23 protein-coding genes are annotated in these 21368 nt (G+C 43.8%); 13 read left to right on the top strand and 10 right to left on the bottom strand.

What is annotated here, in order from left to right:
• The first annotated feature begins 20 nt into the window (after positions 1-20).
• The gene (locus K6T91_07070) at positions 21-413 is read left to right on the top strand and encodes an iron-molybdenum cofactor biosynthesis protein (protein ID MCL6472562.1); all 393 of its coding nucleotides are present in this window, start codon (positions 21-23) and stop codon (positions 411-413) included.
• Between the two features lie 48 nt (positions 414-461).
• Here K6T91_07070 and K6T91_07075 read toward each other — a convergent pair whose 3' ends face one another.
• On the bottom strand, positions 462-1694 hold the full coding sequence (locus K6T91_07075; protein MCL6472563.1) for a peptidoglycan DD-metalloendopeptidase family protein: 1233 nt from the start codon (positions 1692-1694) through the stop codon (positions 462-464).
• A 212-nt stretch (positions 1695-1906) separates the two neighbouring features.
• The gene (locus K6T91_07080; GenBank protein ID MCL6472564.1) at positions 1907-2383 is read right to left on the bottom strand and encodes a 3'-phosphoesterase; all 477 of its coding nucleotides are present in this window, start codon (positions 2381-2383) and stop codon (positions 1907-1909) included.
• 215 nt (positions 2384-2598) lie between these two features.
• On the opposite strand from K6T91_07080, the gene K6T91_07085 reads away from it, so the two are divergent.
• The 3 genes from K6T91_07085 (at position 2599) to K6T91_07095 (ending at position 5430) form a co-directional block, all read left to right on the top strand.
• The gene (locus K6T91_07085; protein ID MCL6472565.1) at positions 2599-3558 is read left to right on the top strand and encodes a hydroxyacid dehydrogenase; all 960 of its coding nucleotides are present in this window, start codon (positions 2599-2601) and stop codon (positions 3556-3558) included.
• 16 nt (positions 3559-3574) lie between these two features.
• The gene (locus K6T91_07090; protein ID MCL6472566.1) at positions 3575-4063 is read left to right on the top strand and encodes a peroxiredoxin family protein; all 489 of its coding nucleotides are present in this window, start codon (positions 3575-3577) and stop codon (positions 4061-4063) included.
• A gap of 296 nt (positions 4064-4359) precedes the next feature.
• Positions 4360-5430 (top strand): M42 family metallopeptidase, encoded by a 1071-nt coding sequence (locus K6T91_07095; protein ID MCL6472567.1) that lies wholly within the window; start codon positions 4360-4362, stop codon positions 5428-5430.
• A gap of 59 nt (positions 5431-5489) precedes the next feature.
• Here K6T91_07095 and K6T91_07100 read toward each other — a convergent pair whose 3' ends face one another.
• The 4 genes from K6T91_07100 to K6T91_07115 all read right to left on the bottom strand — a co-directional run bounded on the left by K6T91_07100 (position 5490) and on the right by K6T91_07115 (position 9160).
• Positions 5490-5882: a BlaI/MecI/CopY family transcriptional regulator gene (locus tag K6T91_07100; GenBank protein ID MCL6472568.1), complete on the bottom strand. Its 393-nt coding sequence runs from the start codon at positions 5880-5882 to the stop codon at positions 5490-5492.
• A 229-nt stretch (positions 5883-6111) separates the two neighbouring features.
• Positions 6112-7479: an SPASM domain-containing protein gene (locus tag K6T91_07105; protein MCL6472569.1), complete on the bottom strand. Its 1368-nt coding sequence runs from the start codon at positions 7477-7479 to the stop codon at positions 6112-6114.
• Between the two features lie 168 nt (positions 7480-7647).
• A complete protein-coding gene (locus tag K6T91_07110; protein ID MCL6472570.1) occupies positions 7648-8727 on the bottom strand; it encodes a M56 family metallopeptidase in 1080 nt (359 codons plus the stop codon).
• A gap of 22 nt (positions 8728-8749) precedes the next feature.
• Positions 8750-9160, bottom strand: coding sequence for a BlaI/MecI/CopY family transcriptional regulator (locus tag K6T91_07115; protein ID MCL6472571.1), 411 nt, complete (start codon positions 9158-9160; stop codon positions 8750-8752).
• Between the two features lie 413 nt (positions 9161-9573).
• Between K6T91_07115 and K6T91_07120 the strand changes: the two genes are divergently transcribed.
• Positions 9574-9774 carry a rubrerythrin gene (locus K6T91_07120; protein MCL6472572.1) on the top strand — a complete coding sequence of 67 codons (201 nt, stop codon included), beginning with the start codon at positions 9574-9576 and terminating at the stop codon, positions 9772-9774.
• On the opposite strand, the gene K6T91_07125 is transcribed toward K6T91_07120, so the two are convergent.
• From K6T91_07125 to K6T91_07140, 4 genes are all read right to left on the bottom strand, one after another.
• Positions 9771-11087, bottom strand: a complete 1317-nt coding sequence (locus tag K6T91_07125) for a hypothetical protein (GenBank protein MCL6472573.1) — start codon at positions 11085-11087, stop codon at positions 9771-9773. The genes K6T91_07120 and K6T91_07125 overlap by 4 nt on opposite strands.
• Before the next feature lie 75 nt (positions 11088-11162).
• Entirely contained in the window at positions 11163-11684 is a 522-nt protein-coding gene (locus tag K6T91_07130) for a rubrerythrin family protein (GenBank protein MCL6472574.1), read from the bottom strand.
• Positions 11685-11856: 172 nt separating this feature from the next.
• A complete protein-coding gene (locus K6T91_07135) occupies positions 11857-12213 on the bottom strand; it encodes a transcriptional repressor (GenBank protein ID MCL6472575.1) in 357 nt (118 codons plus the stop codon).
• 213 nt (positions 12214-12426) lie between these two features.
• Entirely contained in the window at positions 12427-13755 is a 1329-nt protein-coding gene (locus K6T91_07140; GenBank protein ID MCL6472576.1) for a diguanylate cyclase, read from the bottom strand.
• 255 nt (positions 13756-14010) lie between these two features.
• On the opposite strand from K6T91_07140, the gene K6T91_07145 reads away from it, so the two are divergent.
• The 8 genes from K6T91_07145 to K6T91_07180 all read left to right on the top strand — a co-directional run bounded on the left by K6T91_07145 (position 14011) and on the right by K6T91_07180 (position 21161).
• Positions 14011-14565: a YckD family protein gene (locus K6T91_07145; protein ID MCL6472577.1), complete on the top strand. Its 555-nt coding sequence runs from the start codon at positions 14011-14013 to the stop codon at positions 14563-14565.
• Positions 14566-14792: 227 nt separating this feature from the next.
• On the top strand, positions 14793-15488 hold the full coding sequence (locus K6T91_07150; GenBank protein ID MCL6472578.1) for a response regulator transcription factor: 696 nt from the start codon (positions 14793-14795) through the stop codon (positions 15486-15488).
• The gene (locus K6T91_07155; protein MCL6472579.1) at positions 15481-16686 is read left to right on the top strand and encodes a HAMP domain-containing protein; all 1206 of its coding nucleotides are present in this window, start codon (positions 15481-15483) and stop codon (positions 16684-16686) included. Before K6T91_07150 ends, K6T91_07155 begins: the two co-directional genes overlap by 8 nt.
• A gap of 35 nt (positions 16687-16721) precedes the next feature.
• Positions 16722-17528 carry a hypothetical protein gene (locus tag K6T91_07160; protein ID MCL6472580.1) on the top strand — a complete coding sequence of 269 codons (807 nt, stop codon included), beginning with the start codon at positions 16722-16724 and terminating at the stop codon, positions 17526-17528.
• Between the two features lie 53 nt (positions 17529-17581).
• Complete coding sequence (locus tag K6T91_07165) at positions 17582-18130, top strand: hypothetical protein (GenBank protein MCL6472581.1); 549 nt, start codon at positions 17582-17584, stop codon at positions 18128-18130.
• Between the two features lie 95 nt (positions 18131-18225).
• Positions 18226-19137 (top strand): polymer-forming cytoskeletal protein, encoded by a 912-nt coding sequence (locus tag K6T91_07170; protein ID MCL6472582.1) that lies wholly within the window; start codon positions 18226-18228, stop codon positions 19135-19137.
• A 192-nt stretch (positions 19138-19329) separates the two neighbouring features.
• Entirely contained in the window at positions 19330-20490 is a 1161-nt protein-coding gene (locus K6T91_07175) for an acetoin utilization protein AcuC (GenBank protein MCL6472583.1), read from the top strand.
• A gap of 185 nt (positions 20491-20675) precedes the next feature.
• Positions 20676-21161 carry a 6-carboxytetrahydropterin synthase gene (locus tag K6T91_07180; GenBank protein MCL6472584.1) on the top strand — a complete coding sequence of 162 codons (486 nt, stop codon included), beginning with the start codon at positions 20676-20678 and terminating at the stop codon, positions 21159-21161.
• The last annotated feature ends 207 nt before the right edge of the window (positions 21162-21368 follow it).

A 21368-nucleotide genomic window follows, 5' to 3' on the forward strand; every position in this document is an offset into this window, starting at 1 on the left:
AATTCTTAGGAGGTTTTAGGATGAAAAAAATTGCGGTATCAACAGCTGATGGTGTTTCTATTTGTGGTCACCTGGGCAGGGTGAGTAAGTTTTTCATTTATGAAGTTAAGGATGGTGCGATTGTATCGAAAAACTTGCGGGAGGTAACTCCTGTGCACGGTTCTCATGAGCGCCATAACCACGACCACAATCACAATCACCATCACCATGCCGGGCATGGAACACTTATAGATTCCCTTTCGGATTGTTCGGCTGTTATAACTAATGGTATGGGTGGAGGAATGGTCGCTGCACTTACCAGTGCTGGTATGGACCCTGTTATAACCGCGGAATCTGATCCGGATACGGCTGTTTTGGCCTATTTGAACGGGGCTCTTGAAGCAAGTGAGGGTTGCAGTCACTGCAGTCATTAAATAGTAAATAGGTGCGCATTGAAGTTCGTCATTTGCAGTTCGATATTTCTACAGCCACCCCATTGGATTAACCGGATTTCCATTCGACCTTACTTCAAAATGTACGTGTGGGCCGGTAGAGATGCCGGTTGATCCGGCGTAGGCAATAACCTGGCCTTGACTAACACTTTGCCCGACGCGCACCGCCAGAGATGAGTTGTGACCGTAGAGCGTAGTGATACCTCCGCCGTGGTCTATTACTACAGCATATCCGTATCCTCCCATCCATCCGGCTATAACGACGTTGCCGGATGCTGCAGCATGGACCGGAGTACCGGTGGGTACCGCAATATCTATTCCGGTGTGCATTCTTGAGTAACCCAGCACCGGATGGTATCTCCAGCCAAATGGGGAAGTGATTGGTCCAGATACCGGATAAATGAATCTACCAGGTCTTCCCCCGCTTCTTGAAACCTGCCTTCCCCCGCCTGTTAGTTGTCTGATCTGGTTGGCTATCATATTTGAGGTTGATTCAAGCATGTCCTCGGCTGCCTCAAGTTGAGCCTTGTTGTTCCTAATTTGCGCTAGCAGAGATTTCTGGGCTTCTAACTCAGCTTGGAGGGCGTTTTGGCGGGCCTGGATGCTGTTTTTGACAGCTACAATACGGTTTTCTTCGTTAATGAGGGCGAGTCTTTTTTCGGCAAGAGCTTTTTTCTCGGCATCTATTTGGTTGACTTTCTCTTGGATCAGTTGAGTCAGGTGCTTTATCTCGACAAAGAGTTTGCCGTCATTTTCTGCAACCATCCTGATAAACGAAATGCGCTCAATAAGATCACCCAAGTCTTTTGAATTAAGCAGTATTTCAAGAGCATTGTTCTTGCCGTTTCGGTAGATACCGTTTAATCTCTTATTGTATACTGTTCGCCTTTGCTCGAGCTTTGCCCGGCTAACAGCTAACTCAGCTTGAGCAGCATCCAGCCTTTTTTGCGTTTCGTTTAGATCAACCTCGATGGCCTGCCTTTTGGCAATAGTTTGATCGAGCTCTCTTTGTTGGGCAAAGATTTCGGTTTGAAGCTGGCTAATTTTTTCGTCGTTTTGCTTGATCTGGGCAAGTACGCTGGCTTCACGTTTTTTGGCATCGTCGATTTGGCGCCTGGTTGATTCAATTTTGGCTTTAACATCGTTTAGTTGCCGGCGTTTGTCATCAAGCTGTGATGCGAAAGCCGTTGAAGTAAGTAGAGTAAGCGCTAATGTGACTATTATTAGGATTCTTGTACGGTAAAGTCTACGAAAGTGTACCATGCAGTTTCAAAATTTAAACACTGGAAGGAGAAGTAGTCAACAAATTAAGCAAGTGGTTTTTGATATATTAGCCTATGACCAGGTTGTTTAGGAAAAAATTTTTTTCTAAATTTTACAGCTAACTATCGCTTGATTCTATTGTCCAAACGGTAATTAGCCAAGCAAAATATGCCATAAATGGCAACTAAAATTTTAGTTGCCATTTTCAAAAATCATTTGAAAATTAGCCAGTCTTTTCCCTCGCCGCGCGTTGTTCTGACTAAGTGAAACTCACCCGAGAGGCGCTTTCCATGCAGGACAAACTTAAGACTTTTCGGTTTTTTTTGCAATATCTCAAAAGTTCCTTTATCCCAAATAGTAACCTTGCCTGCTCCGTATTCTCCTTCAGGAATAGTTCCCTCGAAATCTATGTAGCCTACGGGATGGTCTTCGACCTCAACAGCCAGTCTTTTAATTCCCTTTTCATCTGACACCCCTTTAGGCACCGCCCAACTTTTAAGTACTATTTCTCCAGTTGGCTCATCAGATTCAAAGAAGTCAGCAGGTAGCTCAAGCCGGAAGTCGAAGTGGTGGTGACGGGAAAAATGCTCTTGCACTACAAAACGTTTTTGCCAGGCGCTTTGCGCCTCGCCTGTTGGCTCGGGTGTTTTATCGAATTTTCGCTTTGCACGGTATTCTTCTAAGGGCATGTCTGTATTATATAAGGAGTCGGAAGTTGAAAACCAGGAGTCGGAATAAATTAATTGCAAACTGAAATGCTGCGCACTGGAAGGGCGGTTATGTTTTGCAGATTACGAACTACGGCAAGAACTTTGTTTCTTGTTCTTTGTTCTAGGCAACATAATTTAATAAGCGAGAAACAAGCGAGAAGCAAGTGAGAAACATATTACAGGGGGTTTATAAAATGCAAGTTTTGGTGACCGGGGACGTGCTTGTCGATAAAGTGGTGCGCGAGTTCGAAGAACACGATATAGCTGTTATAAAGAAGCCTGCTACTCTTAACGAAAACGAGCTAATAGAGGCCGTAAAGAACGTTGACGGATATATTCTTGGAGGGAACGAAAAAGTAACGGGAAGAGTCGTTGATGCCGCCAATAAGTTGAGAATAATAGTTTTCTGGGGTGCCCAGCCGAGCACTTTTTTTACTTCTGATGCCATGGATAAGATGAAGAAGCGCGGTATCGCCCTTGAGACGACTGGCTCGTCTGTAAATGCCGTTGCCGAGATGACTGTATTTTTGATTGGGGCTGCGATACGAAATATTCCCTATCTTGTTGGGGAAGTTTACAAGGGTAATTGGAGTGAGATGAAAGGAAGTGAAGTTAAAGGCAAGACTGTTGGGATTGTAGGGCTGGGTAAGATAGGGCAAACCGTTGCAAAGAAGCTCTTAGGACTTGAGTTAAAAGAGATCTTGTATTATGATGTGCGCCGTAACGAGGATGCTGAGAAAGAACTCGGTGTAAGATTTAGCGATTTGCAAGAGCTCCTGCAAAAAAGCGACATTGTAAGCCTGCATTTGCCTTTACTTCCGCAAACACAGGGCATGATAGGAAAGGAGCAGCTTAGCCTAATGAAACCGACGGCAGTATTGGTCAACACCGCAAGACCTCAGCTTGTAGATGGAGAGGCCCTTTACGAGGCGTTAAACAAGGGTATTATTGCTAAAGCTATCTTCGATGGTTACTATGTTGAAGGTGCCGATTATTCACTCGGTGCAGCTGGAAAACTCGTTACGCTTCCTATCACTAAGTTCTGGTTTACACCGCATGTCGCATTTAATACGCACGAAAATGATATCGAACAGAGCGAAACCGCTTTTAATTTGATGATCCAAGTTTTAAGTGAGCAGTCTTCTGTTGCATAAATGGAGTGATGGCCTGATGGTGCAGCTAAAAGAAAAGATAAGAATAGATGCAATTATTCCCTTTTTCGATCTCCCCTCAAACAAGGGGAAAAATATAAGGCCTTGGGATTACAAGCAGCGCAAACACCTTGTAGTCTATTTTTTTGGAGGAGCTGATTGCGTTGAGTGCAGGAATACCTTAAGGCAGTTTGCCGAGCATTATACCAACTATCGGCAGCTAAATGCCGAGGTGCTTGCTATAGGAAGGGATAATCTGGACAATCTATCCAGGCTTGCAGACAGCCTTAGCTTGCCGTTCCCGGTTCTTTCTGATAAAAACGGTGAGGTAACCAATGCATATACCTATATCAATCCAAAAACAAGTATGCCTTACCCATCCATTTTTGTGGCGGATAAATTTGGCTCTCTTGAAGAGGAGTGGATTGTAGAATCGGAGTATGAGCTTCCCACGCAAGACGAAATACTGTCAGTTTTGCAACTATTTGAGCTCAGATGTCCTGAGTGAGGAGTCTAGACGGGCAGTTTGCTCGTTTATTACAGAATAGTAAGTTAAAGAAGCTCTGGCATGGCAGACCATACAAGGGCGCCCCGCTATCTTGTTTTGTCTCTTACGGATGGCTGGACAAAAGCGCACGAGGTAGAAGCTAGAGAAAAAACCCAATGGGCTTTAATTAGCTTATTATATTTAGCAGTTATATAATAGTTAATTAACACCTTCCCATTGCCGTTAGGCTATCCTTGGCAAGGGTAGAAATTCAAAAGCGATTTGTACTGGGCTTAGCGCTAGAAGGGAGATTGGCAATGTCTAATTCGATTGAGGTTCTTGCAGACTTGGTGAATGCAGCCGGTCCTTCCGGCTTCGAAGGAGAAGTTAGAGAAGTTATAAGGCGCCACCTTGGTCCTATTACGAACATTGAGATTGATAATTTAGGAAGTATTATTGCGCAAAAGGAAGGCTCTGATGAGAAGCCCCGGGTAATGCTTGCCGGCCACATGGATGAGGTCGGCTTGATGGTTTCTTTTATCACCAAAGACGGATTTATTAAGTTTCAGCCGCTAGGCGGTTGGTGGGATCAGGTTATGCTTTCCCAAAGGGTTATGATAAGGGGTAGCAAGGGGGATGTTCCGGGGGTAATTGGATCCAAGCCACCCCATCTTCTTTCACCTGAGGAGCGGAAAAAAGTTGTAGAGATGAAGGAGATGTTTATAGATATTGGTGCTTCGAGCGATGAGGATGTAAAAGATATGGGCATAAAGCCGGGCGATCCCGTTATAGTTGTAAGCCCATTTACCCAGATGAAAAGGGAAAACATGCTGATGGGTAAAGCAATGGATGACAGGGTTGGCTGCGCCGTATTTGTTGAAGTTATCAAGAGACTCAAAGACATCGGGCATCCCAACACGGTTTATGGAGTTGGAACCGTGCAGGAGGAAGTAGGCTTAAGAGGAGCAAAAACCAGCTCCGATTTTGTAAATCCCGATGTTGCTTTTGTTGCCGAGGTTTCAATAGCTGGCGATACACCTGGCGTTGCGGAGAACGAGGCCCAAGCAAAACTTGGCAAGGGTCCATCAATAGTTGTCCTTGATGGCAGCATGATCCCAAATACCAGGCTTCGAGATTTAGTTGTCGAGACGGCAGAGGAAAATAATATTCCTTACCAGTTTCAGGCGGGCATCCGGGGAGGAACCGATGGTGGCAGAATACATCTGCATGGTATCGGTGTGCCGAGCCTTGTTATTGGGGTGCCTGCACGTTACATCCACAGCCATGTCGGGATTATCGACCATAACGATTTTGAAAATACCGTCAAGTTACTCGTTGAAGTCGTAAAAAAACTTGACGTGGCTACCGTAAATAGCCTGAAACCATAAAAAGCTGCCATATCACCATAAAAATCTGGTGTAAACTTTAGGTTATAAGAATGTATTGCCTAAAGATTCAATTTATCCCTAAGCTTGATAATCTCTTCAACTTCATCGTTGGTTTTAAGCTTCAACAGGTGCCGCAAGACAGGCGTATTGGAGCCACCCAGCACTTTATCTACAACGCTATCTATAATTAGTTTAGCTACCTTATCTCTACCTAAGGCTGGGCTGTAGATATAAGCTTTATCGTTTCTATTCTGCTTCAATAAACCTTTCTGTGCGAGGTTGTTCATAGCCGCCATAACGGTCGTATAAGGGATGTAGCCTCTCTTTAGACGCTCTTCATGAACTTCCCGCACTGTTACCTTCTTTTTTTGCCAAATTACCTGCATGATATCTGCTTCTAGAGTACTGAGGCCACTGATATCGATTTTACGTTTGCGATATTTCTTCTCCATAAAACCTCCCCTAAAGACATAATTTCTTAAATCGCATAGTCTGATAAGGATGCTAGGTTATTCTCGTCGGTGCTATGCAAACTTTCATTCTGTAGGATACGAAGCGATTAATATTAAATAAACTAAACAACAATATTATAGCAATATAAAATTCTAGCGCAAGGTGCGTAAGCTAAAAAGAAGTAATTTATAGTTTAGCCTCTATGGCAGGATTCTATTGATTGTAGTTTTAGGCGCAGGCTTTTTTGGCTAAATCATTTTTTATGTAATCAAGATAGGCGAGTATAACTTCCCGCGCCCTGCCGCATACTGGCTTGTTAATGTCACTATTTACCGAAAGAGCTGAGTACGCACAGCCGCCGCCGCAAAGCAGAGCTATATTACACTGCCTGCACTTTTTCATTGTAAGTACGCTTCGCCTGCTCCACATATCAATTGCTTTGTCGTATACCTTAAGGGTCGGTCGAAATTTACCAATTGCAAATTTTCTACCACTTCCCATGACTTCTGTGCATGCATAGATATAGCCATCAGGCCCAAAGACGATATTCTCAAGGTTATCTGCTTCACAGTAATGGAATAATGGCTGTATTGGTTTTCCGCTAGAAAGTACCGATCTGATATGAGCAATAGTTCTGAACATGTTCAGGTGAAAAACCTTCTCAAAACCTGGATTCTTTTTAAACAGGTCAAATATCTTGCTTACCAGTTCGTCCTCAGGCAGGAGATAGCCATATTTATTTTCCTGCGCATGGTCCTGGATGGGGGAAAGATTACATGTAATGTTGGGCTTTGCTAGCCAGCCGTTAATTTGCATATGCGTAAATAGCTGTGGAATTGTATTTATGTTTTGAAGGTCAACGTTAATTCTTATTGTTGTCTCTATGCCCATATCAAGGAGGTCACTTATTGACCGATTAACAGCTTCAAAAGTCCCCCTGCCACTTGCCGACTTCCGGCGCTTATCATGTACTTCCTGGGGCCCATCTAGCGTAACCTGTATCGAATGGATTATATCTTTATTTGCGCTTAAGATATCGGTGAACTTATCTAAGTGGACCCCATTTGTAACGATGCTTAACAATAGCGATCTTTCTCTGGTTTTCTCAAAAACTTTTTTAACGAGCGGTTTTGTTTTTGGCAGCAGCGGTTCTCCTCCAAAGAGCTCAACTGTGCATTTGCGCTTTGGGTATGCACTCATAAACCTATCGATAGCAGAGAATGTATGATCGATATCCTCGATTCTCATGAAGGCGCTGTGGTCACGGGTAAGTTCGCCCTCAAAACAGTAAGTACACCTTAAGTTACAGCTGTACGTGGGGCAGATAACAAAGAGAAACTGCCTCTTTGAATCGGCAAATTTGCTAACTATATACTGCAAGCGTGCCTCTTCTGCGGCATCGCTTTCAACAAGGTAGCCCCTCTTTTCAAGCCGATCGATTGTTGAGTTATCTATTCTAACATGAATCGGTTCATGCGCTTGTAGAAAGCGGTAGACCCGTGGGTCCACGATGTCTACCGCCCCAGTTAGTGCGTTGATCAGCAGAACCGATTCTTCAGATATTTGGTATGACAAAACATATTTACTAGTCTTCACTTTATCTCACTCTTTTTACCATTCCCAGCATGCCAACCAGAAGCAGCACGAGGCGTTATCTGCCAGGTCTTCTTTTTGGTCGACTACATCCCAGAGCATGTTATCTTCGATAAGAGATTTCACGCGCCATCACCTCCTAAAACTCAGTACAATGGCAGAATGAAATGATTAATGAAGGATTATGATAAGGTTGCCCTTGAAGACGAACCCTAAAACCGGGTGGATAAAGAGAATTGCTATAGCGGCGAATGCTATTAAAAAGCCCTTTAATAAGCGAAGTGGCAAAAACGAGCATCTATCTGCCTTTTGCTCGGTAATTGAATCTACCCTTCGCTTAAGTACAGAATGGCGATATAGAAATCCTTTTGCAAGGGCGGGATAAAGTACTTTTTGCGTTGATTCGATGTTTCTGCGGAAAATCGCTACATCCAATAGTGCGCCAGCAATTTTTACGGCAGGTAAGCCAGTCTTCTCAAGCGCTACTCTGTCACAAGCCATCTCTTTTTCTTCCTCGATCATGTGGTATATCGGATAGACTATCGGATTGAAAAATAAAAGGTCTCTAAGTATGAGGGATATCCAGCCCGTTAGGTTATCGTAGCGCTTTATGTGTGCTAGCTCATGTGCTAGCATTATTTCAAGCTGCTCCTCCGAAAAACTGTCGATTAAAGCCTGCGATATTACAATTATCGGCATTTTATGGCCAATACTAAAGGGGACAAAGTGGTATTTTGTAGTAACTACTAATTCAGGCTGCTTGACCTTGAGCTTATCGGCCAACCTGTTAAGTATTGCGTAAATTTGAGGATAATCGTCCCTGCTAAGGCGCGTTTCTTTCTTAAACGAGCTTAGGAAACAGAATAGCTGTACCCACCGCGCTACCATGATAAGGACAACTGAGACCGTAGCTAGCAATAACCCTATTTTAATAACCGAATACTCGACCGTAAAAGATTGGGGAGGGTCAAAGTATTTTAAGGTGTTATCTCGTAGATTAATCAGCCCCAATGGGTCATCAAATCTGAGTGAGAGTATAAATCGTTTAAAAGTTATGCTCGGATGCCAGGATCCGCCTTCCGTAAAAGCAATCTGCGCTTTTATTAACGGCAAGAAAAGGAAAACAAATCTTATGGCATGATCTTTTATCCTAAAAAGCTTTAGGATTGTAAGCACTAACAAAAGCGTTACCGCCGCCTCGATAATCGACGGTACAACCTTATCAAGTAAAATTGATTGCGGTAGGGGCACAGAAAAACCCTTTGCCTGTTATTTACCTATTATCGTTTAGCTTTTTTTTCATTTCCAACAGCTTTTCCACATCTTCTTCTTTCTTTAACTTAAGGAGATGGGAAACAAGCGGTGTTGCGACGCCGCCAAGGATCTTGTTTACAACAGAATCCACAATACTCTTTGCCATTGCATCTCTGCTAACAGCCGCTGAATAAATATAGGCTTTGCCATCTCTATTTTGCTTAAGGAGACCTTTTTGGGCCATGTTGTTCATAGCCGCCATGACGGTTGTGTAAGGAATATATCCCTCCTCAAGCATAGTTTCATGAACCTCACGGACTGTTATTTTCTTGTGCTGCCACACGATGTTCATAATGTCGGCCTCAAGCGTACTTAGGCCATTGATTCCAAGTTTCTTGGATCTCTTTCTTGTTAAAGGTTGTCTTTCCACTTTTGACTCCTCTCACCTAATACTTTACTTGTAAAAGTTTATATATTAAATACTTAATAGTCAACAGTTTAGAGATACTAAAAGCCATTGTTTGATGGCTTTGTGGGCGTTTTTATGTTTAAGAAAAGTGCGGTGGCTTATTCCAATATAAATCGCCTTTAAAATGCCTCCTATTCTATATAAGCTCAACTCAAATCTGAATCATTTACTTTTAAACCTCATATATTGGCACCTAATACAGTTATATAATATCACTTGCCGTCTGTATTGTTAAGCGGTTAAACAACGGCAAAATTAACGATATTTTAGATCAATGGCGGTATTTTTTGTTATTGCTATCTGGCAATGTACTATGCGGATGGGTACAATGTGGATTACGGTCATTAAGAAAACCATTCTCAAAGGAGGGTGCTTTGGCTTTAGACTTAAAGAAACTCATTGAAAATGCAATTAAAGAAGAGCAGGAAGCTCAAAAGAATTACCAGAAGGCTGCAGATGAAGCTTTGGATCTGGAGACGAAGACTTTTTTTGAGCAGTTAGTGAGAGAAGAAATGGCTCACGAGAAGCGTCTTAAAGATAGGTTGATAGCGATTAAGCTAATCCAGGGTGATTAGGTATGGGTTTTTAAGGTTACCGTTACCATAAGCAAAATGGCGACGACGGTACTAAGTCCAGATAAGAGAAGGCCCACGCTTGCCTTCTCTTTTCGCATTAGTTTTGCTGCATAATGCGTAAAAATTACGACTGAGGCCGCAAAGAAAACATCGATTCCAAGGCGCGCCGGTATTGGTATATGTTCAAAGACCTCCTTAGTGGCAAGGAGCTCCCATGCTTCAAGTGTGTAGAACCAGACAACAAAGAGTTCAATAAATCCAGCTGCTGTTTGAACCGATACACCCTCTTTCTGCAGTAGTACGCTTTCTCGGCTTCGCTCAAGGTCAATTCGGGTCCTTACCACATCAATTGCCGCCCGCGTGTCGTCTAGGGAGCGGTGAAGCAGTTTGGCGTCAAGATTCAGGCTCTGCAGCATGTCCTTATGCTTGCCCAGGAGGGAATCATTTAAATAGCCAAGCCCGACTCCAGTCTCGTTATTTTTGAATAGATGCTCCAGCTTGTCTATATCCCTTGCCACGGTGTTTTGTGAGTTTTTTATGAGCTTCTGACACCCCATTAACTCGCTATACATGTTAGAGAGGTTCTCGATATCTTTCTCTAGTAGTTCGATTCTGTTCTCGGGTGAGGATACTGTGTTTGACCATTTGTTAAGGATATCGCTTAACCTCCGATCAAATTCTTCTTTTTTTGCGTTAACGAAGCTACGCTGATCTTTAAAATAGGTCTCCTGCCTTTGAAGTTTAAACAGTAGTGCTTCGATGGAAGGAAGTTTTTTTGTCAATAGGCTGGCTGCAAGGATGCCGCTTTTTGGAAATGCAGTATAATATCGATGCCAGATATTATCTGAGTGGATATTGCTAAATAGCACCCCTTTGATTTCGTATTCGCCGAGTTTTGTGCCAGTAAACGGCCCACTCATGCTGCCTGGGAGTATATCATGGCCATCGGGATTGCCGATGATACTAACAGTGGTTTCTCCTATTATATAGTCTGCCTTGTTTTGCAGGTTCTGTTTGGCATCAGCCAGCTCCCTAATTATCTCGGCCGTTGGTTTTAGGTCTGTAAGGTAAAGGATCTCAAGGGCCGTTATACTTCTCAAGACTAAAAGACCGATAGCCACCTGCGAATTTTTAAGAAGGAAAGGTGCGCTATGGGTGAGTTTCTTATCTAAGGGTTGATCCAGAATAGGGTTTGTATCTTTAAGGCCGTATTTATGAACAAGTCTACTCCATATGCTTTTAATTACATCGTAATCCTCGCTCGGAACATATATATAGTGAGCCAGTTTTATGTTGTAGATCTCATGCTCCATTGTTTTAAGCCAGCCTTTTTGGAAACTACGCCTCTGGTTTTTGTCTCTTACCCTTGATGTTTACCTGTCTTGTACTTAGTAGTTCTCACAAAATAGTTCATAATAAGCCTGCGGATGGTCGCATGCCGGACAGGTAAGAGGAGCCTCCATACCCTCGTAGATATAGCCGCAATTGCGGCATTTCCACCTTACTTTGCTCGTCTTCTTGAAGACAGTGCCGCTTTCAAGGTTGTTTAGAAGTGCTTTGTAGCGTTTCTCGTGTTCTGCCTCAACTTTTGCAACTTCTTTAAAGAAGTCGGCAATCTCAAGATAGCCTTCTTCCCGCGCCACTTTTTCAAATTCTGGATACATGCTGGTGTGTTCGTAGTTCTCGCCTTCGATTGCTGTCTTTAAATTTGCCCGGGTGTCTCCAAGAGCTTTTAGAAACTTAAAAGCTCTTTTGGCATGCTCCTTTTCATTTTCGGCAGTCTCTTCAAAAACTGCAGCTATTTGCTCGTATCCCTCTTTTTTTGCTACTTTGGCAAAGTAATTGTACTTGTTTCGGGCCTGGGATTCGCCAGCAAATGCTTTCCAGAGATTTTCCTCAGTTCTATCCATTGTCTCCTCCTTTGAGCTTATTCGTAAAGTAAATAAGCAATCAAAACTAAAAATATAGGCTGTAAAAGTAATGCAGGGTTTAAGCCCATAGCGCGTAATGCGGGGCTTTAGCTTTGCATAGTAGCCCTAAAGGGCTGTACTAAGGTTTCCAATTTAGTATTTTCAATTTTAATCAGCGCTTACGGTTGTTGAGACAGTCAGCGCATATCCCGATAAGGTTTAGCCGATGCCCCGCGACTTTGCCTCTTACATACTTGCTTAGCTTTTGCTCAATACCTTCGATTACAGGGGCATTGATGTCCATTACCGTATTGCAAGAGCTGCATATGAAGTGATAATGGTTGGTTGGGTTACCATCAAACCTTGAATAGCCCTGACCAGCATCAATCTCAAGCAGCATGCCCTGTTCTTTAAGAAAGTTCAGCGTTCTATACACCGTAGCAAAGCTTATCTGTGGAAGCTTGCCTTTTACAGCCTTGTAAACCGTGGCTGCAGCAGGGTGGCTGTCCGTGCTTTTCAGATAATCCAATATGACTCTGCGTTGATTGGTCATTCTAAAATAAGTTGCCATATGAGCATTAGATAATTATTACCATTTAGTAACCATTATCAATAATAATGCTTGTTTTGTCAAGCAATAAAGCTACCAGATACAGGTTTTATGCCAGCGGCTTTATTGCTCAATTTTATATTGCTTAAATATTAACCAATTGGGAGGTTTACTGGTGTGAGGCTTGCAGTTTTATACTGCTTTTTTACCAGCGATATCCCGGTAAGAGAGGATTTTGTTCCCACCTGATCGCTTAGCTGCATACATGGCTTCATCAGCTTGTTTAAGGAAAACTTCAAGCTCTTGCGTTTTATAGGTGCAACTAGATAACCCCATGCTCACTTTTATGCCATGTTCATTGAGATTCTTGATTAGGCGGTTTCCTATTTCAAGGGCCTGGGTTTCACTGGCTTCAGGGATGATTATCGTAAACTCGTCCCCACCATAGCGGTAAGCTGAATCTACCCCAGTTCTTATAGATTCCTTTGTTACGTTACCCACAGTAATGAGTATCTTGTCTCCCGCGACATGACCGTAGTCATCGTTGTACTTTTTGAATTTGTCGATGTCAAAAATAATTATGAACAAGTCATGCCCCTGTCTTAATGCCCTAGCAACTTCTTTCTCCAGCTCCTTGTAGAAGTTTCTTTGGTTGTAGAGCCCGGTTAGGCTATCGGTGATAGATAATCGCTCAAGTTCGCACGTTCTTTTCCAGACCTCTTGTTCAAGGTGTTCATTTAGGCGTTGCAATTCAATCCTGGAGACCAGCAAGGTATCGGTCATTATATTAAAGGCATTTGCCAGTTCGCCCAGCTCGTCATTAGAACTAAAATTAGCTTTTTCTTCCAGCTTACCTGCTGCAACAGACTTGGTGACTGCGATGAGCTGCTTAATTCTTTTGGTTATACTGCGGATAGTAACAAAGCTAATGCTGAGAGCCAGAAGGATTATCAGGATACTTACGAGGGTGATGGCGATTCTGTATTCATCTTGTATTCTTTTTATATCGGATGAGGCATTTGCCGCTATATTTTTTGATAACTTGGATACCAATGCGAGATTATCTGTAAGGCTGGTTATTGTTTTATCCAGATCTTTTATGTAAATGGTTGACTCAGGATTTGTGGTTGGGTTTTCGAGCGAAAATATTTGCTGCGCTTTAGTGTCGATATTTTTTATATCTTTTGGTGTGCTTGCCAGCAGTTTGTGGCAGCTAGTGCAATCGCCGACACCTGGATTTGCTGCACATACCTCTATGGATGAATTTAATCTTTTGAAGGCATCGAGGTACTTTTGCTTTGCCTCCGGATTTCCGCTTCTTACATAATCATGTACCGGCGTGCTTAATGCTTCCGCATTTAACCTTATTTCTTTGATTCTGCTATCCAGGGTAAGCGATTTTGTTAAGGCGTCTACTTGCTGGTCAACCTTAGTCATATAGATGATACCGATGATACTGCTTACAACCATCAGCGTCAGTATACTGATTATTAGGGCATAAAGTTTCCGGCTTATTGACATAAAGTGTCCTTTAGCAGTAATGCCTTAGGCGGCAAGAGTTTCTGCTGGCTTACTAGATTAAATCGGCATTTTTAACGGAAACTTTATAACCATGCCATAATATGGTAATTATCCTGCGTTTGACCAGGCCAAGGAGCGGAGGCCCCAAATATCCCTAAAATTCGCCATTTCTTTATTTTTTCTTTACAAGCTATTCATAACTTGAAGGTAAATTAATAAATGCAGAGCTATGTTTGGTCGAAGGGAGGTGCAAATATGAGGAAAAGAAGAAAGTTTTTAACCGGTTTAGTTTTGGTTGCTCTGGCTTTCAGTGCATTTGCTGGTATCGCCTACGCGGCTGATAGTACCGGTACGGCAAATTCTGCGACTAACTTTGTTAATGGCTGTAGAGGTTTCTTTGGCGGTGTGGCCGCTGAGCTATCTAAACTTTTGGGCTTAAGTCCCGAGCAGATTGCCGAAAAGCGCCAAGCAGGAGAGAGTTTAGCGGATATAGCTAAAGACCGGGGAGTATCTGAAGATCAGGTTATCGATACCATGATCAACGCTAGGAAAAAGATCCTGGACGAGCGTGTAAAGGCAGGTATCATTACGCAAGAGCAAGAAAATGCGATCCTTGATAGGATGAGGACCAACATGAGTGCTCGTATTAAAGATCCTGCTATCGGTCCAGGAGCTGGAGGATGCGGCGGCTGCATCGGAGGTGGACCTGGCGCAGGTTTCGGTTGCGGTCTCGGTGCTCGGGGTGGAGCATGGGGTGGTCAAAGAACCAACCCACCTACTAACCAGAGCACAGCAACAGGCAGTATTTAAGAGGGTTAAATTATTGGGGTCTAAGCTGTATCGGGCAGTAAACTCTTTACCTTAGACCCCGACTTGAATACCAGGTTAATATGGTTTGGATTAATATGGTTTGCGATTAAGACCGATACTAGACAAAATCCTAAGGATTTTGTCTAGTATAATCTAGAAGACTATTTCTAGATTCTGGTCGGCTTAACAGCCGCTCGGTTTCTAGTTTCTAGAGGATTGATGAAAAATTGGGTAAAAAGACAATACTCGTCGTAGATGACGAAGAACAGATTGTAGAATTGCTCTCTGCTTATCTTGAGCGCGAGGGCTACAGCGTAATTGCCGCCTATGACGGGCGCACGGCGCTTGACATCGCGCTTCGTGAAAAACCTGACCTTATCCTGCTTGATTTGATGCTTCCAGAGATCAACGGTTTTGAAATTTGCCGCCTAGTGCGTAGCGAATCCCCCATCCCTATTATTATGTTAACAGCAAGAGATGACGAAATGGATAAAGTCCTCTGTCTTGAGGTTGGCGCTGACGATTATATTACAAAACCCTTTAGTCCGCGCGAAGTTTTGGCAAGAGTAAGGGCAGTCATGAGGCGGGTATCAAGTGAGCCTGTAGAAAAAGAGCGTATAAAAATAGGAAAGCTTGAGATCGACACTGTAAAGCATGAGGTTACAAAATCGGGAACTCCCATTCAGCTAACACCAACCGAGTTTAAAATACTGGAGGCTATGGCTAAAAGTCCTGGTAGGGTTTTCACTAGGCTTCAGCTTATAGATTACGTTCAGGGATACTCATTCGAAGGATATGAGCGTACAATTGATGCCCATATTAAAAACCTGCGGCAAAAGGTAGAGGATAATCCCAAAAATCCAAGCTACATAGTTACCGTCTTTGGAGTTGGCTATCGTATGGAGGATGGCGAAAGTGCGTAGCTTGGTAGTAAAGCTTGCGCTGACTTTTACTATAGTTGCACTTCTTTCGATAACTGTGGTTTCAATAATAATTAACTGGGCTATTGGCAGGCAGTTTAATAATTATCTAGAGCGCGGGCCGTTTGGAGTTCCTGGAGGACCTCCGTGGTACAGGGGTATGGGACCTGGGGAAATGTTCTACCACCATGTGATAGGGCCACTTGAGCAGAGTTTTTTGCAATCTGTGAATAAGTGGATATGGGTTGCCGGCCTTTTAGCAGCAGCTATAGCTGCCCTGGCAGGATTTATAATCGCCAAGAGAATGACTGCCCCATTAAAGGACCTTGCGGTTGCAGCAAAGGAGATCTCGCGCGGCGACCTGGCGCATAGAGTTGAAATCCAGTCCGATGACGAGATCGGGCAGGTTGCCAGATCGTTCAATGCTATGGCAAGAAGCATTGAGAAGAGCAACGAACTTAGGCGACGATTGCTAGGCGATATTGTCCACGAGATAAAGACCCCGCTTACTGTTGTGCGTGGCAATATCGAGGCGATGCTTGACGGCGTTATTGAGCCAACACCAAAGAAGCTGGCCGCGATACATACCGAAACACTTCTTCTTGCCAGGCTTCTAAATGATTTAAGAGATTTATCTCTTGCTGAGGGTAAACAGCTTAAACTTGAAACCCAGGTAGAGGATATCGGCTCTATAATACGCCAGGTTGTTGAGATGTTTAAACCGCGTGCCACTGAGGAAGCCAAACAGCTCAGCATCGAACTTAATAACGATATCCCACCAGCGCTTGTTGACCGGGACCGTATCAGCCAGGTGCTTTACAATCTCATTGCCAACGCTTTTCAATATACGTCAAAAGGTGATTATATAAAGATAAGCGCGCGTGTCGATACAGCGGTTGGAGGAGGTATCGACAATCCGGTTGTACTAGTCTCGGTGGCCGATAGCGGCGAAGGGATATCGGAAAAAGACCTCCCCTATGTTTTCGATCATTTCTACCGGGTTGATGAATCACGTGCCCGCTCCAGCGGTGGTTCTGGTATTGGGCTTGCCATAGTAAAGCACCTTATCGAGGCACACGGCGGTCACGTATGGGTAAAAAGCAAGCCTGGTGAGGGCAGTACCTTCTTCTTTACTCTCCCTATCGCTCAGGAAATTGAGCTTAGCGATGTTAAAGAAGAAGGGAACGTTAGCCTGGGTTAAATCGAAGAATAGTCCTGGCAAAGATTGGAGTCAAAATGGCTGAACACCCAAAAAGTACGTCAAAACGTCGCGGCTTGAGAGCCGTATCCGGATTTTTATTTACCGCTTTCCTGATAACATCGCTTTTCTCCTACCATATTTACAGGCTGACCAGTTTTGAGATGGTTGAGAAAATCGGAACCACTACGATAAGCAGTATGAACGAAGTGCAGTCTCTCTTTAAACTTTATTATTCTGAGCTAGTTGAGCTGGCTGAGCAAAGCCCTGAGGCTGACCTTGTCCTACCCGGCTTCGATATCCAGCTTGGTGTTAAGCTAAAGGATATAAAAGGTATCTCTGAGGATGAGTTCGGCAACTTCATAGTTCGATCTCTTCTTAAGCGCATTTATTACGAAGGTTTCTCAAATGTCATCAAACCATCCGACCTTGCAGGGGTCGACAAGGAAAATCTACGTGGTTTAAATGATGTAGCCGATGGATTTGTTAACAAGAAATTCAATGACTTCATTTTCCTTGTCTTTATTGTTTCGACCGTGTTGGCGGCGCTTTTTGCGCTACCGTTTTTCATATTCAGTTCGGGCTGGAATAGACCAGCTGGATTTGGCACGGGATTTGTTGTGGCGGGCATACCCGCTCTGCTTCTTTTATACACACGTTCTAAAATTGAGGGATTGGTATCTTCTGACGATGTTGCTGCCGGGATGTTGCGGGGGGCGATCTTGCCCTTTGTCGATAATGCAGCATCCAATTACTTTATTGTTTTGCTGCTTGGCGTAGGCTTGCTTTTAGTTAGCGCCTCAGGTATTTTCATAACCAAGAGGAGAAAAAGCAAAGCACTTTAAATCACGGTAGATTTATGGCTTTTTTGCACTAGATAAGCGCCAACAGGTGAAGCATGGGCAACCTTACCAATAAGGTCAAGAAAAAAAAGGCGAGACAGAAGAAGGCCAAATTTGTCTCACTATTTGTTATTTCAGCTGCAATTGCCTTTTTTCATGCCACCTCTACCATTTACTTAAGGCAGTTATTTAATGTAAAGACCCTATTGCCAGCCGGGGATATTCCTAAAACCGATACCATATTCAATGTTGGTGATTTGATGGTTCTTAAGTACGAAATGGGTCTTAAGATATTAAACGATAAAAGCTTTCTACTGGCTGAGCAAATTCGCCCCGGTGCAATTTTACTGCTGCTTCTTGTTGTAATCTATATGGTAGGAAAGGAAAAACTGGATAGGTTAGGGTTGTTTCTGTACATAAGCGGTCTTTTCAGCGTGGCGTATTACGCTATCTTGTACGGCTTTTTAGGTTGGCCCGATTCGCTACTGGCTAAAGATGTAGTATCGTTTTTGCCTGTCCCGATTATCGTCCCGGTTTACATGCCTGTTTTACTTAGCTTACTTGTCTTTATGGTTGGATTCTTTTTGGTATTCAAAAAGAAATAGTTCGCTGCTTACCTCAAACCCCAACAGGGAATTATCTGCCTATGTGAGTATTAGATGTGGACAATGGTGTTTTTATTCAATGGGGGGTAGTTTAGATGAAGAGATTTACGGCGTTACTGGTGGCAGCGGTTCTAATAACCGCAATATTTGCGGTGCCAGTTTGCGGGGCCGTGAAGGCGGACATAACACAGTTTGGTTCAGACGTAACTGTACCCGCAGGCCAGGTGGAGGAAGGTAGCGTTACAGTTTTTGGAGGAAATGCAATCATTGACGGTGAGGTTAAAAGGGATGTAACGGTGTTTGGTGGGAACCTTACCATTAACGGCAGGGTGGGCAGAAACGCAACTGATTTTGGTGGCAACGTTACTCTTGGCGGCAATTCGGTCATAAATGGCGATCTAACTTACTTTGGAGGTCGCTTAGATAGAGATCCGAGGGCGCAGGTTAAAGGAAACATATCTGCCGGCGTACCGAGATTCAATCCCTTTACAAGTTTTATTTTCGGTTTATTAAGTCTCATCGGCATGTTAGCAATAGCTGCTCTAATCGTGGCCCTATGGCCAAATGCAACATCGGTGCTGGCCGATACAATCGAGAGAGAACCGCTACAATCACTCGGTGTTGGTTTTTTAACTGTGGTCTTGATACCATTTGCAATAGGGGCGCTGGCGGTTACCATAGTCGGTATCCCACTGATATTCTTACTGCTGTTTGCAATACCGTTTGTGTTCCTTTACGGTTATACAGGCTCAGCTAGATGGTTAGGAAGAAGGATCGGCCAGAATAATCCGTCAATAGTCAATGCGCCGGTTTTGCAAGTTGTAATCGGCACACTTATTATCGGGGTTATAGGGTTTATTCCGGTGCTTGGCTGGCTTGTATCGGTTGTTGCAGTGCTTTTTGGCTTGGGGGCGGTAATTCTATCCAAATTCGGCACGGGTCGGCCCTGGTTCGGAAGAAGAGCAGCCCCGCCACCAACGGAAGAGGCTGCTAAGGGGGCAGCATAGCTAACAAACGCTATGCAAGCATTTAAGGCTTAGTTATATAATGATTCAAAATTAGATAAAAGCTTTTTAGCTTTCAGCACTTAAGCATTCAGCTTTTACTTCTTTGTCTTTGGGTAGATAGCTGAAAACTTAAAGGCTAGCAGTTATTAGTCGTTTTAGGCTAGAATTTTAACTGCTTATTTGGAGGCATGGGTGAGCGAACCGGTTGCATTTCTGTATAACGAGCGATTTCAGGAGTATGAGCTCTCTCCTTCCCACCCTTTAAAACCGATAAGGCTTAAGCTGACCTATGAGCTATTAAAGGATTATGGGGCTTTCGATAAGTCGCAGTTGGCTGTTTTTCCCGGTCGGCTGGCAACCGATGAGGAGCTTATGCTGGTGCATTCAGCTGCATATATCGACGTTGTAAAAAGGGTTGGCGGTACCGGCAGTGCAGATACGCTTGCCTATTCGCATGGGATTGGCCCCGGTGATAATCCACCGTTCAAGGGAATGCATGAGGCATCAAGCCTTATAGCAGGCTGTTCGATTGCCGCAACCGAGCAGGTCATGGATGGAAAGACCAAGCATTCTATTAACATATCTGGCGGTCTCCACCATGCGCTGAAGGATAGGGCTTCCGGTTTTTGCATCTACAACGACGCAGCAGTTGCTATAGCACATGCTATCAAGGCGTATGGCATAAAGGTAGCCTATATAGATATCGATGCGCACCACGGCGACGGTGTGCAGTGGGCGTTTTACGACCGAGACGATGTCCTCACCATCTCGCTGCACGAGAGTGGGCAATATCTCTTTCCCGGTACAGGGTTTATCGACGAGGTTGGGATAGGGAAAGGTGAAGGCTACTCGGTAAACGTGCCTCTTGATCCGGGCACATTTGATGATCTCTATTTATTAGCTTTCGATGCGATCGTGCCGCCACTTATAAAGGTATTCAAGCCCGACTTAATCGTCTCACAAAATGGCTGCGACACGCATTATACCGATCCCCTTGCTGAGCTAAGTCTTACGACAAATGCTTACGAGCAGCTCTATTCCAGAATTCACGAGCTGGCACATGAAGTCTGTGAGGGAAGACTTGTTGCGCTTGGCGGCGGCGGATACCAGGCATATCAGGTTGTCCCGAGGGCGTGGGCACTTCTTTCGGCTGAGCTTGCCGATTTTACTCTGGATGATGCCGTGCCGCAGCAGTGGCAGGAATTTTGCTCAGCGAAAGCCCACAGCCGGTGCCCAGATAAACTCCGGGATAAAGCGGCCGCTCCATCGGTCTTTACTGACTCTATTGAGCAGAGAACCAAAGATACTATAGCTAATGTAAAGAAAAGAGTTTTTCCGTACTTCGGGTTGTAATCGATTACAACCGTGCCGCCATTATCCATGCTATAGTTAGTATTCCTTTCGGCAGCGCTGCAGCACTTACAAACTGCAGCGGCGCAGCGCGATTACTTAACATCGGCACCTTGGTATACCAAGGCTTTGGCATATTAATCTGCACTTCAGTTGACAAATTTTGCTGCCCGCAATACTCTTTTTACATGGGAAAGTACTCCATCCATGTAGAAAAGGATTATCTTAAATTTAGTGCTGCGCACTTTCTTATCTTTGGTGAGAAATGCGAAAGGCTACATGGGCATAATTATGCCGTATCCGTTGATCTGGAGGGTGAGCTTGACGAAATAGGCTATATATTTGATTTTATAGCTCTTAAAGAGTTTGCCGAGCATCATTGCAATACACTTGATCACAAGACGCTCATCCCGGCGAAAAATGAGCATTTAACAATAAAAGAAGGCAATGGCATTGTAGAGGTGTCGTTTAGGGATAAACAATTTATGTTCCCGGAATCAGATGTTTTGATTCTTCCCATAAAGAACTGTACGGCTGAGCTCCTTGCTTACTATCTTTGCCAAAAGATAAAGGACGACCTTGAGGATATGGGTATGGGCAATATCACCAGGATAAAAGTAGGAGTTGAGGAGTCTCCTGGACAGGCCGCTTATTATGTCGAAGAAATCCGCTAATTAAAGAATCTTTCTTTCTATTTTTGTTGATGAATAAATACCAACGTTTGTATAATGAAAGGTTTTAATGGTCGCTGGGCAAGCATATGCTTGCCCAGCGAATGCAATTGCGCTAAAACCATGGGCTGATATAGTAAAGATAGCTTTTAGCAATTGATCGTGTGTGGACTAGTTATAAACCCGTAATCGAGGGTAGAAAAAAGTAGT

The sequence above is a fragment of the Bacillota bacterium genome (assembly GCA_023511485.1).
In the GTDB taxonomy this organism is placed as follows: domain Bacteria; phylum Actinomycetota; class Aquicultoria; order Aquicultorales; family Aquicultoraceae; genus CADDYS01.

Excerpts from the sequence above, each read along its gene's own strand:
- K6T91_07145 (MCL6472577.1), top strand. The coding sequence starts at position 14,011 with ATGAGGAAAAGAAGAAAGTTTTTAACCGGTTTAGTTTTGGTTGCTCTG.
- K6T91_07075 (MCL6472563.1), bottom strand. The coding sequence starts at position 1,694 with ATGGTACACTTTCGTAGACTTTACCGTACAAGAATCCTAATAATAGTC.
- K6T91_07170 (MCL6472582.1), top strand. The coding sequence starts at position 18,226 with ATGAAGAGATTTACGGCGTTACTGGTGGCAGCGGTTCTAATAACCGCA.
- K6T91_07165 (MCL6472581.1), top strand. The coding sequence starts at position 17,582 with ATGGGCAACCTTACCAATAAGGTCAAGAAAAAAAAGGCGAGACAGAAG.
- K6T91_07085 (MCL6472565.1), top strand. The coding sequence starts at position 2,599 with ATGCAAGTTTTGGTGACCGGGGACGTGCTTGTCGATAAAGTGGTGCGC.
- K6T91_07125 (MCL6472573.1), bottom strand. The coding sequence starts at position 11,087 with ATGGAGCATGAGATCTACAACATAAAACTGGCTCACTATATATATGTT.
- K6T91_07180 (MCL6472584.1), top strand. The coding sequence starts at position 20,676 with ATGGGAAAGTACTCCATCCATGTAGAAAAGGATTATCTTAAATTTAGT.
- K6T91_07140 (MCL6472576.1), bottom strand. The coding sequence starts at position 13,755 with ATGTCAATAAGCCGGAAACTTTATGCCCTAATAATCAGTATACTGACG.
- K6T91_07100 (MCL6472568.1), bottom strand. The coding sequence starts at position 5,882 with ATGGAGAAGAAATATCGCAAACGTAAAATCGATATCAGTGGCCTCAGT.
- K6T91_07130 (MCL6472574.1), bottom strand. The coding sequence starts at position 11,684 with ATGGATAGAACTGAGGAAAATCTCTGGAAAGCATTTGCTGGCGAATCC.
- K6T91_07090 (MCL6472566.1), top strand. The coding sequence starts at position 3,575 with ATGGTGCAGCTAAAAGAAAAGATAAGAATAGATGCAATTATTCCCTTT.
- K6T91_07095 (MCL6472567.1), top strand. The coding sequence starts at position 4,360 with ATGTCTAATTCGATTGAGGTTCTTGCAGACTTGGTGAATGCAGCCGGT.
- K6T91_07160 (MCL6472580.1), top strand. The coding sequence starts at position 16,722 with ATGGCTGAACACCCAAAAAGTACGTCAAAACGTCGCGGCTTGAGAGCC.
- K6T91_07070 (MCL6472562.1), top strand. The coding sequence starts at position 21 with ATGAAAAAAATTGCGGTATCAACAGCTGATGGTGTTTCTATTTGTGGT.
- K6T91_07080 (MCL6472564.1), bottom strand. The coding sequence starts at position 2,383 with ATGCCCTTAGAAGAATACCGTGCAAAGCGAAAATTCGATAAAACACCC.